We start from the raw sequence: 12,692 nt of genomic DNA, 5'->3' as shown, positions 1-12,692 counted from the left end.
CTTTTCCGAATTCTGTGTTGTTCAACTTTTAAGTGCGTCTTGCGCGATCCCTGTAGGAGCTGGCGAAGCCTGCGATCTTTTGATTTTGCTTTTAAGATCAAGATCAAGAGATCGCAGCCTGCGGCAGCTCCTACAGGCTCAGCATTACTTCGCGACCTTGCCGAGCACGCGCAGGCGGCTCACACCACCATCTGGGAACACGTTCAGGCGGATGTGGGTGATCGGGCCCAGTGCCTTGATCTGCTCGACGAAGGTGTGTTCGGCGTGCATTTCCAGCTTCTGGCTCGGCAGCAGTTCGCGCCAGAACAGCGACTGGGTTTCGATCTGGCTGTCGGTACCGCCCTTGACGAACGCGCCCTGGATCGAGCAGGTGTCCGGGTAGTTGCCCTTGAAATGCAGAGTGTCGACGATGATTTTTTCGATCTCGCCCGGATGACCCAGCGCGACGATCACCCAGTCATTGCCTGGCGTGCGACGACGTGCGGTTTCCCAGCCGTCGCCCATGTTGATGCCACGGCCCGGGTTGAGGATGTTGCTCATGCGGCCGAAGTGTTCGTCGGAGCAGGCGAGGGCGCGGCCGCCGTTGAGGGCTGCAGCCAGATCGACTTGCTCGTTGTCGCCCACCGCGGACCAGTCGCGGAACGGAATACCGTACACGCGCAGACGGGCGACGCCGCCGTCCGGGTAGATGTTGAAGCGCAGGTGACTGAACGCTTTGTCGTTGCTGATTTCATGGTAGTGGTGGCTGTTGCCCTGCAGCTCGACGGCCGACAGGACTTCAGTCCACTGGGTGTTTTCGTCCGGCTCGCCCGAGGCCAGGAAGCATGCTTCCAGCGAGGCCGATGGCGGGAAGTTGCCGGTGAAGAATGAAGTGTCGATGTCCACGCCTTTGATCGAACCTGGTACACCCAGGCGGATTACCGCGCTGTCGTAGCCTTCGAAGCGCTTGCGGCGCGATTCCCAGCCATCCATCCACTTGCCGTTGTCGTCGAACACACCCTCCTTCCACACGGCCGGGGTCGGCTGAAACAGACGATTGGCGTCTGCGAACCAGTCATCGGTGACCGAGATGATTTTGGTGCCCAGACGGGCATCGGCCAGGTTGACGAACTTCTCGAAAGGTACGGCGTAAGCTTTCATTCTTCTTGTCTGCCTTTAATAAGTTGGCTGGGGATGCTTGCAAGGCCCTGGGCATTCTCCGCGTCTGACATGCTCGGGCCAGGCTTGCTAAAGAGTCAGTAAACGGAACAGGGCGATCTTGTTGATCTCCGCCAGCGCGCATTTGAATTCGGTGTCGACCGAGTTGTGAATGCGCGTTTCGAACGCCGCGAGGATCTGATGCCGGTTGCTGCCTTTTACCGCCATGATGAAGGGAAACTTGAACTTGGCCTTGTAGGCGTCGTTCAGCTCGGTGAAGCGCTGGAACTCTTCGGCCGTGCATTGGTGAATACCGGCGCCAGCCTGTTCATGGGTGCTGGCTTCGGTCAGTTGGCCCTGGACGGCGGCTTTGCCGGCCAGGTCCGGGTGAGCGTTGATCAACGCAAGCTGGCTGGCGTGATCGGCGCTCAACAGGATGTCGCTCATGCGCTGGTGCAGGGTTTCGATCTCGTCGATCGAAGCGTCCACGCCCAGGTCGTAGGCCTTCTCGGCCACCCATGGCGAATGTTCGTAGATGTCGGCGAAAGCGTTGACGAAAGCGTCGCGGCTCAGGGTCGACGGTTGCAGGGTTTGAAAGCGGCTCATTTGGCGGCCCCTTGATACGGATGGGTTTCGTGCCAGTGGCGCGCAATATCGACGCGACGGCTGAACCACACCTGTTCATGACTTTTGGCATATTCGATGAAGCGCTTGAGCGACGCCAGACGCGCCGGACGGCCGATCAGGCGGCAGTGCAGACCGATCGAAAGCATCTTCGGCGCTTCGGCGCCCTCGGCGTAGAGCACGTCGAACGCGTCTTTGAGGTATTCGAAGAAATCGTCGCCCTTGTTGAAACCCTGCACCTGGGTGAAGCGCATGTCATTGGTGTCGAGGGTGTACGGGATCACCAGGTGCGGCTTGCCGGTCGGGTTGTTCGGTTCCCAGTAGGGCAGGTCGTCGTCGTAGGTGTCGCAGTCGTAAAGGAAACCGCCTTCTTCCATCACCAGCCGACGGGTGTTCGGGCCGGTGCGGCCGGTGTACCAGCCCAGTGGGCGTTCACCAGTGAGTTCGGTGAGGATGCGGATCGCTTCGAGCATGTGCTCGCGTTCCTGGGCCTCATCCATGTACTGGTAGTCGATCCAGCGGTAGCCGTGGCTGCAGATCTCGTGGCCGGCTTCGACCATCGCGCGGATCACATCCGGGTGGCGCTGGGCAGCCATGGCGACGGCGAAGATGGTCAGCGGAATGTCGAATTCCTTGAACAGTTTCAGAATCCGCCATACGCCGGCGCGGCTGCCATACTCGTAAAGCGATTCCATGCTCATATTGCGCGCGCCTTGCAGCGGCTGGGCAGCAACCATTTCCGAGAGGAAGGCTTCGGATTCTTTGTCGCCGTGCAGGATGTTGCGCTCGCCGCCTTCTTCGTAGTTGAGTACGAAGGACAGCGCGATGCGCGCGTTGCCCGGCCAGTGTGGGTGAGGAGGGTTACTGCCGTAACCGATCAGGTCGCGTGGGTAGTCAGCGCTCACTGCAGTCTTCCTTCTTATTCGTTGACAGGTTTGTGTAACGGCCTGCGCAGGCTGGCGTCACAGCGATGGGCTGATTGTATACAACTTTATTCGCAATTTGTAAGCCTGAATTTTCGCATTTTTCACCGACTGTCATCTTTTGCTGCTAATGGCGTAAGCCTGCAAGAAACCTGCCTGATCAGTCAGCTAATGGCTGTGAGGTTCAATACTCAGGCGCCTGAGGAGCAGATCAAGGTGAAACACCCGAATGGCGGGGGTGGTGCGAAAAATGTCGTTTTTATTGTGTACAATTTTTTTGAAAAGTGTCTTAATCAGTCGCTCGCCGCAGCTTTTCGTGCTCCGAATCGGTGCGGTCTCCTTTTTACCTGACTTCGGGAGGCGCGAAGTCTGACTGCTCTTTGCGGCCAGGCGCGCAGAATCAATGGGACGTTTGACAACACACGTTTTGGACGCTGCACACGGTTGCCCGGGCAGCTCGATCAAGGTCGAGCTGTACCGCGTTGAAGGTTCGCACCTGGAATTGGTCGCCAGTGCCGTTACCAACAGCGATGGTCGGGTCGATGCGCCGCTGCTGCAAGGCGATGACTACCGCACGGGGGTTTATCAAGTGCAGTTCCACGCCGGCGATTACTACCGCGCCCGTGGTGTGCAACTGCCGGAACCGGCGTTTCTGGACGTGGTGGTGCTGCGTTTTGGCATCTCCGCCGAGCAGGATCATTACCACGTACCCCTGCTGATCTCGCCTTACAGCTATTCCACCTACCGGGGCAGCTGACCCCCAAGCAGCTGCCCCCACCGGGAAGCGACTGCGCATATAGCTTCTTTGGTCTTTCGCCCGCTCACACTGCGGGCTTTTTTTCGTCTGCCTTAAAGTCAAAAGATCGTCCGATCGCGGCCCGAGCCTGCGGCAGCTCCTACAGTTTGGAATGCAATCCCCTGTAGGAGCTGTCGCAGGCTGCGATCTTTTGCTCTTTAACGGCTCAACAGCGACGCAGCGCCCGCACCACTGAACAACCCGGCACTCACCCGGTTGAACCAGCTCTGCCCCTTGCCGCTACGCAGATAGCGCGCCGCACCATGCGCACCCAGCCCGTAAGCCAGTTTGCAGCACAGGTCGAGCACCACCCAGGTCGCGATCATGATCAGCAGTTGCGGCAGGAACGGTTGTTGCGCGCTGAGGAACTGCGGCAGAAACGCGGCGAAAAACAGAATGTCCTTTGGATTGCTGGCGCCCAAGACGAAAGCCCGACCAAACAGGGTGCGGAAACGCGGCACCGGTGCGGCCTGCGGCACTTCGGCGCCCACCGCTGGCTGACGCGATTGCTGCCAGCTCTGCCAGGCGAGGTAGAACAGGTACAGCGCACCGACGATTTTCAGGGCGCTGAACAACTGTTCTGACGCCAGCAACAGGGCGCCCAACCCCAGCGCCGACGCACTGAGCAGGCATATCGAGGCGATCACGCCGCCGAGAAACGCCGGATAAGAGCGGCGCAAGCCGTAATTCAGACTGTTGCTGATCATCAGCAAAGACAGCGGCCCCGGAATCAGGATCACCACCAATGCAGCGCCGCTGAACAGCAGCCAGGTTTCCAGACTCATCACTTTGCTCCTTTTTTGTTGTACTCAAGAATGTGCAAAAGCCCCACCCGTGAGGGTGAGGCTGGTTTGACGCTTGAACCGCGTGACGCTTACAAGAAGATGAACTTGGCGATGAAGATCGCGCAGAGCACCCACAGGCTGACGGAAATTTCCTTGTACTTGCCGGTACCGGCTTTCAACGCCACGTAGGTGATGAAGCCCAGCGCAATGCCGTCGGCGACCGAGAAGGTCAGCGGCATCATGATCGCGGTGACGATCGCCGGGATGGCGTCAGTGGCTTCATCCCATTCGATGTGCGCCATGCCGCCCATCATCAGCATCGCGACGTAAATCAGTGCACCGGCGGTGGCATAGGCCGGAATCATCCCGGCCAGTGGTGCGAAAAACATCGCGGCTATAAATAGCACACCCACGGTGACTGCGGTAAGACCAGTCCGACCACCAGCGGCTACGCCAGCGGCACTTTCCACATAGCTGGTAACAGGAGGAACACCGACCACCGCGCCGAAAACACTGGAGGCACTGTCGGCTTTCATCGCGCGGGAGAGGTTTTCGATACGCCCGTCAGCGTTGACCAGATTGGCCCGCTGGGCGACGCCCATCAGCGTGCCGGCGGTGTCGAACATGTGTACGAAGAGGAAAGCCAGGACCACGCTGATCATGCTGACGTTGAACACGCCCGTGACGTTCATCGCCATGAAGGTCGGTGCCAGGCTTGGCGGGGTCGACATGATCCCTTCGTAGTGCACGATGCCCAGGCCCCAACCGGCGAGGGTCACGGTGATGATGCTGATGAGGATCGCACCGAAGACTTTGTGGTAGCTGAGGATCGCGATCATCAGGAAGCAGATCGCCGCCAGCAGCGGGCCGGGTTCACGCAGGGAGCCGAGTTTGATCAGGGTGGCCGGGCTGTCGACGACAATGCCAGCGGTTTTCAGACCAATCAGCCCGAGGAACAGGCCGACGCCAGCGCCCATCGCAAAGCGCAGGCTGACCGGGATGCTGTTGAGCAGCCATTCGCGAATCCGCGAGAAGGTCAGGATCATGAACAGCACACCGGAAACGAACACCGCACCGAGCGCGGTTTCCCAGTTGTAGCCCATGGTGCCGACCACGGTGTAAGTGAAGAAAGCGTTGAGGCCCATGCCCGGTGCCAGGCCCACCGGCCAGTTGGCGTACAGGCCCATCAGCAGGCAGCCGAGTGCGGCGGCGATGCAGGTGGCGACGAAGGCTGCACCGTGATCGATCCCGGCATCGGCCATGATGTTCGGGTTGACGAAGATGATGTAAGCCATGGTGATGAAGGTTGTCAGACCGGCAATCAGCTCGGTCTTCACCGTGGTGCCATGCAAGCTGAGTTTGAAGATGCGCTCCAGCACGCCTGTGCGTAAGGGCGGCGAGAGTTCCAGCGTCGATGCTTCGGATTTGCGGCTTTCCACAGCGAGTACTCCTCAAGAGTTTTATTGTTATTTCCAGGGCCGGACCCATGAGGGGTGGCAGCAGCCCTTTGAGGCATACGCGAATTTGTTGACCATGCGGTCAGGAACTCGCACGCAGTGGATTATGCTTTTGTGTACAAATAAAGCAAATATTGTTTTTGGTTTTGTTTACGAAAGGTCAGGCGATAGGGATATATCGCCCTCAGAGGCCCCATCGCTGGCAAGCCAGCTCCCACAGGTTTTGTGTACACCACCGATCACTGTGGGAGCTGGCTTGCCAGCGATCAGGCCGGATCAGTCAATCAAGATGTGGCTGAGTGCTCCCAAGCGCCATATTCACCGCCAACCACCCATTCACCGCCGCTTCCCCAGCCTCGGCAAACACCCGCTCGAGCAATTTCACCTGCTCACGGCGCAACGCCTGCTCAAACTTCTCACCTTCAGTAGTCAGCTCCAGCAAGCGCTTACGCTTGTCCGTCTCCGACGCCACGCTGTCCACCAAGTGCATTTCCTGCAGCTGGCGCAACGGCATGTTCAGCGCCTGCTTGCTCACGCCGAGCAATCCCAGCAACTCCTTCACGCTCAAATTCGGATAACGCGCGATGAAAAACACAATCCGCTGATGCACCCGGGACAAGCCGCGACGTTCGAGCATTTCGTCGGCCTTGGCGGTGAACGCCTGATAGCCGAAGAAAAACGCTTCCATCGCCTGCTGCTGGCTGGCGGGGTTTTTAAGGTCAAGCATGTTGACGTACTCGCTCAAGCTGTCGTAGTTTCAGTCAACCAGTTTGACTCATTTTCTCCAGCCCTCGCTACCGGTGACTCCCATGGCTTTTTCCGAACGTGTTTCGCGCCTTAAAAGTTCTCTGATCCGTGAAATCCTCGCCGCCGCCCAGCGTCCGGAGGTGATGTCGTTTGCCGGTGGCCTGCCCGCCGAAGCCATGCTGCCGAAAGTCGAATGGGCCGACATGCCGCTGTCCCTCGGCCAATACGGCATGAGCGAAGGCGAGCCGGCGCTGCGTGAAGCGCTGGCGGCGCAGGCGCAAGCGTTGGGTCTGGCGTGCACGGCGAGTCAGGTGCTGGTGGTCAGCGGTTCCCAGCAGACCCTCGATCTGGCCGCCAAGTTGTACATCGACAGGGGCACCGAAATTCTTCTGGAGGCGCCGACCTACCTGGCCGCGCTACAGATCTTCCAACTATTCGGCGCCGAATGCCTGACCGTGCCGCAAGAATCCGATGGCCCCAATCTGGCCCAACTGCGCAGTCGCCTTGAGCAACACCGCCCGGCATTCATCTACCTGATCCCGACGTTCCAGAATCCGTCCGCCGTGCGTTACAGCGAAGCCAAGCGCGCTGCCGTCGCCGCGCTGCTGGACGAATTCGGCGTGACCCTGATTGAAGACGAGCCGTACCGCGAACTGACGTTCGATGGCGGCAGCGCCAAACCGATTGCCGGGCGTTTGAAGAAAGCCAGCTGGATTTACACCGGCACCGTGTCGAAAACCTTGCTGCCGGGTTTGCGCGTCGGCTACCTGATCGCCAGCCCGGACCTGTTCCCGCATTTGCTCAAGCTCAAGCAATCGGCGGATCTGCACACCAACCGCATCGGCCAGTGGCAGGCGCTTCAGTGGATCGGCAGTGAAAAATATCAGCAGCACTTGGGTGAGTTGCGCGGCTTCTACCGGCAGCGCCGCGATGCGTTTCAAGCGGCGCTGGAAACGCATTTCTCTGATCTGGCGGACTGGAACGCCCCGCAGGGCGGGCTGTTTTTCTGGCTGACGCTCAAGCAACCGCTGGATACGCGAACGCTGCTCAACGAGGCGCTGGCCAATGACGTGGCGTTCATGCCGGGCGAGCCGTTCTTTCCCGAGCCGGATAAAAACCTCGGGCACCTGCGTTTGAATTTCAGCCACATCGACCCGGCGCGACTGGATGAAGGGCTCAAGCGACTGGCGGCGGTGGTGAGACAGGCGCAGATAAATAAAGCGGCGTGAAAAACAAATAAACCGGCTCGAGGGCCGGTTTATTTTTGTCTGAGTAATGTGTTGTTCTTGCGGCCCTCATCGCTGGCAAGCCAGCTCCCACAGGTTTTGTGAACGCCTCAGGTCACTGTGGGAGCTGGCTTGCCAGCGATGGGGTCATAAGCAACACAACATCAATATCAGACCGCCGCAAACCGCTTATCCAGATAATCAATAATCACCTTGGACTCATACATCCACGTGGTCTGCCCATTCTCTTCAATGCGCAGGCACGGCACCTTGATCTTGCCGCCCTGGTCCAGCAGGGTCTGGCGATCCTGTTCATTGTTCTTCGCGTCCTTCAGTGCGACCGGCACATTCAGGCGACGCAGGGTGCGGCGGGTTTTCACGCAGAACGGGCAGGCGTGGAACTGATACAGGGTCAGGCCTTTGGCGGCGGCGTTGACTTGCGCCTGTACCTCGGCCGGGCGCTGTTTCTTGCCCGGACGGGTGATGAAGTCGATGAAGATGATCAGTTGGCCAAGGCCGACACGAAGCGCTTTTACGAACACGTTGAAAGCCTCACGGTGCAAAGAGAGAAGGGCGCGCAGCTTACCCGATTTTTCACGGACGAAAAAAAACCGGCGATCAACGCCGGTTTTTTTCTGCAGCCGATTACTTGATCAGGCTGAGGAACTCGCTGCGAGTCGCCGCGTTTTCGCGGAACTCACCGAGCATCACCGAAGTGATCATCGACGAATTCTGTTTCTCGACACCGCGCATCATCATGCACATGTGCTTGGCCTCGATCACCACGGCCACGCCCAGCGCACCGGTGACTTGCTGCACCGCGTCGGCGATCTGACGGCTGAGGTTTTCCTGGATCTGCAGGCGGCGGGCGTACATGTCGACGATTCGCGCAACCTTCGACAGGCCCAGCACTTTGCCGCTCGGAATGTACGCGACATGGGCCTTGCCGATGAACGGCAGCAGGTGGTGTTCGCACAACGAGTACAGCTCGATGTCCTTGACCAGCACCATTTCGCTGTTGTCGGAGCTGAACAGGGCACCGTTGGTGACCTCTTCGAGCGTCTGTTCATAACCGCGGCAGAGGTACTGCATGGCTTTGGCGGCACGCTTTGGCGTGTCGAGCAGGCCCTCGCGGGAGACGTCCTCGCCCAGTTGGCCGAGAATCGCGGTGTAATTCTGTTCCAGGGACATGAAACTACCTGTGGGGATTTTCGCAAAGGGCAAGGGTACGGTGGCGGACACAACCCTGCAAGTTCGGTGTAACGCGATTATTCGTCGCGGCCTTCCATCATGGTGCGTTTGAGCATCACGTACACCGCACCGGCACCGCCGTGTTTTGCCTGACATGAGCAGAAACCGAGCACTTGCGGATGCTGGCGCAGCCACGTGTTGACGTGGCTTTTGATCATCGGCCGCTTGCCGTCCAGGCGCACGGCCTTGCCGTGGGTGACGCGCACGCAGCGGATTTCGAATCGGGTTGCTTCGGCGAGAAACGCCCAAAGCGTCTCGCGGGCCTTTTCCACGTTCATGCCGTGCAGGTCGAGGCTGCCTTCGAACGGGATCTGCCCGATCTTGAGCTTGCGCATCTGGCTTTCCTGCACCCCGTCGCGGGCCCACATCAACTCGTCTTCGGGGCCGACGTCGATCACGAACTGATCGGACAGGCCATCCACGGTGGTGTTGTCGGTGCGCACGGTGGCGGACTGGCGCAGCTTGGCAATGTGCGCGCGGTCAGCCTTGGGTTTGCCGGTGTCGGCGCGGTCGTGCTTGATCGGCTTGACGCCTTGGATCGCACTTTTGAACAGGGAAAAATCGTCGTCTTGCATGTCAGCCTCCGCGAAGGGCGGCCAGTTTACCCAAGTCGAAACAAAACGGCCCGGCAAAAAGCCAGGCCGTGCAGTCAGTCGTGTTTTTTCATCAGGTGCGGGGACATGTTCAGTTCCCGCGATTGCCGGGCGCGACGCCGGCATCGACGCCACAGGGCCACGCCGAAGTACAGGAACAACAAGCCGACCGCGAGAATGATCGCCGAACCCATCGGCGTGGCATTCAAGTCGCCGAGCGCCGGCGGGCGTCCCAGCAGGCTGGCGGCACCGGCCATCGCCAGCAGCACGCCGAACGTCGCCAGAATGGCGGCGATCGCTGCGCCGAATCGAAAACGCCAGTTGCTTTGGCCTTTGGGCCGCAAGCGGCGTGCGTCAAATCCATCGGATAACTTCATTCCGACCTTCCTCAATGGGTATCGGCCCTTCGACCGGGAGTTGACCGGGTTGTTCCTGAGGCTAAGGCAATTGAAGCAAATGCGAGGCTTTTGCGGATGAGCGGCGCGGTGAGCCGCTCATTCGCAGAGATCAGATCAGATCTTGAGTCAGGGCGAGGGTGGCGAAGTTGTCGGCCATGATCGCCATTTCCGCTTCCTGTACCACGGCGGCGCTGAGCACCCGGCCCTTGAACGGCAGGTCGCGGGTGGCGCAGGCGTCTTCGACCAGCGTGCAACGGAAACCCAGGTTCTTCGCCGCACGCACGGTGGTGCTGACGCTGGAGTGGCTCATGAAGCCGCAGACGATCAGGTCCAGCGAGCCGAGGTTCTGCAGACGGTCCAGCAGTTCGGTACCGTGAAACGCACTCGGCAGCAGTTTGCCGATGATGGTTTCATCGCCCTGTGGCTCAAGGCCGGGGATGAATTCGCCACGTTCGCCCTGTGGATCGAACAGGCCACCGACGGTGCCGAGATGACGCACGTGCACGATCGGCCGACCGGCTGCACGGGCCGCAGCGACCAGTTGTTTGATGTTCGCGACGGCCGCGTCCATGCCGCTCAGGGCCAGCGGGCCACTGAGGTACTCTTTCTGGGCATCGATGATGACCACGGTGGCATGGCTCAGTGTGGCCGCTGCGTAACCGCGGCCGCTGAGTTGAAACATCGTTTTTGGAACGGACATTCGGGGCTCCTTGGGGTGGGGCTTTTGCGGCATTGTCCTCTGGCTGAGCGGTTCTGTGAACCGCTACCATCGTAGGCAGCGTCGTTATTGGCCTGCAGCCTTGTCAAGTTACACGTTCTGTTCAATAGCTGATGCAAAAAACAGAAAAGTCCTACTGTCGGCCGCGAATGTTTCCCGCGTCGTCGTGACGCGTTTTGGCTGGTAGAATCGCCAGTCGTTTTTTCTGGAGTTCTGCCCCGTGATCACTTCCCGACTTCGTACCCTGCGCGACCACATCCGTTGGGCCGTCAGCCGCTTCCATGGGGAGGATCTGTTTTTCGGCCATGGCACCGACAATGCCTGGGATGAAGCCCGGCAGTTGGTCCTCGGTGCCTTGCACCTGCCGTGGGAGATCGCCGACAGCTACCTCGACTGTGCGCTGGAAGACGACGAGCTGGTCAACCTGCAACGCCTGCTCAAGCGCCGCATCGAAGAGCGTATTCCGACCGCGTACCTGCTGGGCGAAGCTTGGTTCTGTGGCATGTCGTTCATCGTCGATGAGCGCGTGCTGATCCCGCGTTCACCGATTGGCGAGCTGATCGAAAACCGTTTTGCCCCATGGATCGGTGACGAACCTGCGCGGATTCTCGACCTGTGCACCGGCTCCGGTTGCATCGGCATCGCCTGCGCCTACGAGTTCCAGAACGCTGAAGTGGTGCTGGCCGATCTGTCGTTCGAAGCGCTGGAAGTGGCCAACCAGAACATTGAGCGCCACGGCGTCGATGAGCGTGTGTACACCGTGCAGGGCGATGGGTTTGACGGGTTGCCAGGGCAGCGTTTCGATCTGATCGTGTCGAACCCGCCGTACGTTGATGCAGAAGATTTCGCCGACATGCCGGACGAATACCAGCACGAACCGGAGCTGGGCCTGGCCTGTGGTGATGACGGCTTGAACCTGGTGCGACGGATGCTCGCCGAAGCGGCGGATCACCTGACCGAGAAGGGTCTGCTGATCGTCGAGGTGGGCAACAGCCAGGTGCACGTCGAAGCGCTGTACCCGGAAGTCGACTTCGCCTGGCTCGATTTCGAGCGCGGCGGGCATGGCGTGTTCATGCTGACCGCAGAGCAGTGCCGTGCTCATCAGGCCCTGTTCGCCTCCCGCGTTTAAGGGCGAAAAGCAAAAGATCGCAGGCTTCGCCAGCTCCTACACGGATCCCCCGTAGGAGCTGCCGCAGGCTGCGATCTTTTGATCTACCGGTGCGTAGCAATCCAGATCAACAACCCCGCCTGAAACACCGCAAATGCCACCAGGCAAGTAATGGTAAAACGCAAACCAGCATCTTCACGCTTGAACTTGCTGACCTTCTCTTCCTGCTTCTTCAGCTTCACTTCCTGCTCGGCGAGGTTCTGCTCGGCCTGTTGCAGCATCTGCGCCGCTTCGAGAATCTCGACGATCTGCAGCTTCTCGCTGTTCCAGTCGCCCAGCAAGTCACCGACCTGCACCTCTTTGACGCTGCCCTTCAAATGCTGGGCGTCGGCGTAAACCACGTCAAAACCATGCACGCGCAAGAAGTGATCGCGACGCAGGCGGGTGTCTTCGTTCAGCGCGTCCTTGTTGTTCAGGTCCATGCCGTCGACGGTGTAGGCGGGCCAGCGTTTTTTCGCCCAATTGATGCCTTGCGCGGCCAGGAAGCGACCGATGCCACGGTTCAGCGGTTCGATCTGCAAGCCGCTGTCGGGGCCGAAATGCACACGCTTGCTGGTGTGATTGACCCACACATCGAGATGGTTCTGCTCTTTGCGCACGCGCTGGCCGGGCAGTTTGATCGCCATGCGCATCAGGCTGTGCTCTTTGCTGTTGCGCTCGGCATAGCCGAATTCGACAAAACGCAACGGCCGGCCACCGGTGTGACGGTCAGTCTGCAGCGGGGCCAGGCGGAGCATCTTGTGGTGCTCGACGCTGACGTCCGCCCATGGCAGCTCGACCGCTGGCGGTGCGTCTTTTTCAGCGGTGGTGTCGGGTGAAGTCGGGGTATCAGTCATAACGGCGAGATCCTGTCCAAGCCCTGCTTGTCG

General features: G+C 59.7%; 15 protein-coding genes. 3 read left to right on the top strand and 12 right to left on the bottom strand.

Going from position 1 to position 12,692, the window contains the following annotated elements; translation table 11 throughout:
- Positions 1-144: 144 nt before the first annotated feature.
- The 3 genes from alc to puuE all read right to left on the bottom strand — a co-directional run bounded on the left by alc (position 145) and on the right by puuE (position 2,666).
- A complete protein-coding gene (gene alc, locus AB1J88_RS12080) occupies positions 145-1,140 on the bottom strand; it encodes an allantoicase (RefSeq protein WP_007960036.1) in 996 nt (331 codons plus the stop codon).
- Positions 1,141-1,227: 87 nt separating this feature from the next.
- Positions 1,228-1,743: a 2-oxo-4-hydroxy-4-carboxy-5-ureidoimidazoline decarboxylase gene (uraD, locus tag AB1J88_RS12075; RefSeq protein WP_430291162.1), complete on the bottom strand. Its 516-nt coding sequence runs from the start codon at positions 1,741-1,743 to the stop codon at positions 1,228-1,230.
- Positions 1,740-2,666 (bottom strand): allantoinase PuuE, encoded by a 927-nt coding sequence (gene puuE, locus AB1J88_RS12070; RefSeq protein WP_039769896.1) that lies wholly within the window; start codon positions 2,664-2,666, stop codon positions 1,740-1,742. Before puuE ends, uraD begins: the two co-directional genes overlap by 4 nt.
- A gap of 421 nt (positions 2,667-3,087) precedes the next feature.
- Between puuE and uraH the strand changes: the two genes are divergently transcribed.
- Positions 3,088-3,441 (top strand): hydroxyisourate hydrolase, encoded by a 354-nt coding sequence (gene uraH, locus AB1J88_RS12065; protein ID WP_007913983.1) that lies wholly within the window; start codon positions 3,088-3,090, stop codon positions 3,439-3,441.
- Between the two features lie 197 nt (positions 3,442-3,638).
- Here uraH and AB1J88_RS12060 read toward each other — a convergent pair whose 3' ends face one another.
- The 3 genes from AB1J88_RS12060 to AB1J88_RS12050 all read right to left on the bottom strand — a co-directional run bounded on the left by AB1J88_RS12060 (position 3,639) and on the right by AB1J88_RS12050 (position 6,449).
- Positions 3,639-4,265, bottom strand: coding sequence for a LysE family translocator (locus tag AB1J88_RS12060; protein WP_003223174.1), 627 nt, complete (start codon positions 4,263-4,265; stop codon positions 3,639-3,641).
- An 89-nt stretch (positions 4,266-4,354) separates the two neighbouring features.
- The gene (locus AB1J88_RS12055; protein ID WP_430291161.1) at positions 4,355-5,704 is read right to left on the bottom strand and encodes an NCS2 family permease; all 1,350 of its coding nucleotides are present in this window, start codon (positions 5,702-5,704) and stop codon (positions 4,355-4,357) included.
- A 298-nt stretch (positions 5,705-6,002) separates the two neighbouring features.
- A complete protein-coding gene (locus AB1J88_RS12050; protein ID WP_430291160.1) occupies positions 6,003-6,449 on the bottom strand; it encodes a MarR family winged helix-turn-helix transcriptional regulator in 447 nt (148 codons plus the stop codon).
- A gap of 82 nt (positions 6,450-6,531) precedes the next feature.
- Between AB1J88_RS12050 and AB1J88_RS12045 the strand changes: the two genes are divergently transcribed.
- A complete protein-coding gene (locus AB1J88_RS12045; protein ID WP_430291159.1) occupies positions 6,532-7,698 on the top strand; it encodes a PLP-dependent aminotransferase family protein in 1,167 nt (388 codons plus the stop codon).
- 167 nt (positions 7,699-7,865) lie between these two features.
- On the opposite strand, the gene AB1J88_RS12040 is transcribed toward AB1J88_RS12045, so the two are convergent.
- The 5 genes from AB1J88_RS12040 to AB1J88_RS12020 all read right to left on the bottom strand — a co-directional run bounded on the left by AB1J88_RS12040 (position 7,866) and on the right by AB1J88_RS12020 (position 10,637).
- Positions 7,866-8,237: a glutathione S-transferase N-terminal domain-containing protein gene (locus AB1J88_RS12040; RefSeq protein ID WP_007960660.1), complete on the bottom strand. Its 372-nt coding sequence runs from the start codon at positions 8,235-8,237 to the stop codon at positions 7,866-7,868.
- A 103-nt stretch (positions 8,238-8,340) separates the two neighbouring features.
- A complete protein-coding gene (gene folE, locus AB1J88_RS12035; protein ID WP_003204506.1) occupies positions 8,341-8,886 on the bottom strand; it encodes a GTP cyclohydrolase I FolE in 546 nt (181 codons plus the stop codon).
- A gap of 77 nt (positions 8,887-8,963) precedes the next feature.
- Complete coding sequence (locus tag AB1J88_RS12030; RefSeq protein ID WP_041068854.1) at positions 8,964-9,521, bottom strand: Smr/MutS family protein; 558 nt, start codon at positions 9,519-9,521, stop codon at positions 8,964-8,966.
- A 74-nt stretch (positions 9,522-9,595) separates the two neighbouring features.
- Positions 9,596-9,916, bottom strand: a complete 321-nt coding sequence (locus tag AB1J88_RS12025; protein ID WP_007914024.1) for a hypothetical protein — start codon at positions 9,914-9,916, stop codon at positions 9,596-9,598.
- 130 nt (positions 9,917-10,046) lie between these two features.
- The gene (locus tag AB1J88_RS12020) at positions 10,047-10,637 is read right to left on the bottom strand and encodes a cysteine hydrolase family protein (protein ID WP_003223193.1); all 591 of its coding nucleotides are present in this window, start codon (positions 10,635-10,637) and stop codon (positions 10,047-10,049) included.
- A 238-nt stretch (positions 10,638-10,875) separates the two neighbouring features.
- Between AB1J88_RS12020 and prmB the strand changes: the two genes are divergently transcribed.
- Positions 10,876-11,784: a 50S ribosomal protein L3 N(5)-glutamine methyltransferase gene (gene prmB / locus AB1J88_RS12015; RefSeq protein WP_047292951.1), complete on the top strand. Its 909-nt coding sequence runs from the start codon at positions 10,876-10,878 to the stop codon at positions 11,782-11,784.
- 83 nt (positions 11,785-11,867) lie between these two features.
- Here the strand turns inward: prmB and AB1J88_RS12010 are convergent, their stop codons facing one another.
- The gene (locus AB1J88_RS12010; protein WP_145593227.1) at positions 11,868-12,659 is read right to left on the bottom strand and encodes a hypothetical protein; all 792 of its coding nucleotides are present in this window, start codon (positions 12,657-12,659) and stop codon (positions 11,868-11,870) included.
- Positions 12,660-12,692: the final 33 nt, after the last annotated feature.

Source organism: Pseudomonas sp. S8 (genome assembly GCF_050473925.1).
Taxonomy (GTDB): Bacteria; Pseudomonadota; Gammaproteobacteria; order Pseudomonadales; family Pseudomonadaceae; genus Aquipseudomonas; species Aquipseudomonas parakoreensis.
Note: the sequence above shows the minus strand (reverse complement) of the source record. Positions and strands in the feature narration are given on the sequence as shown.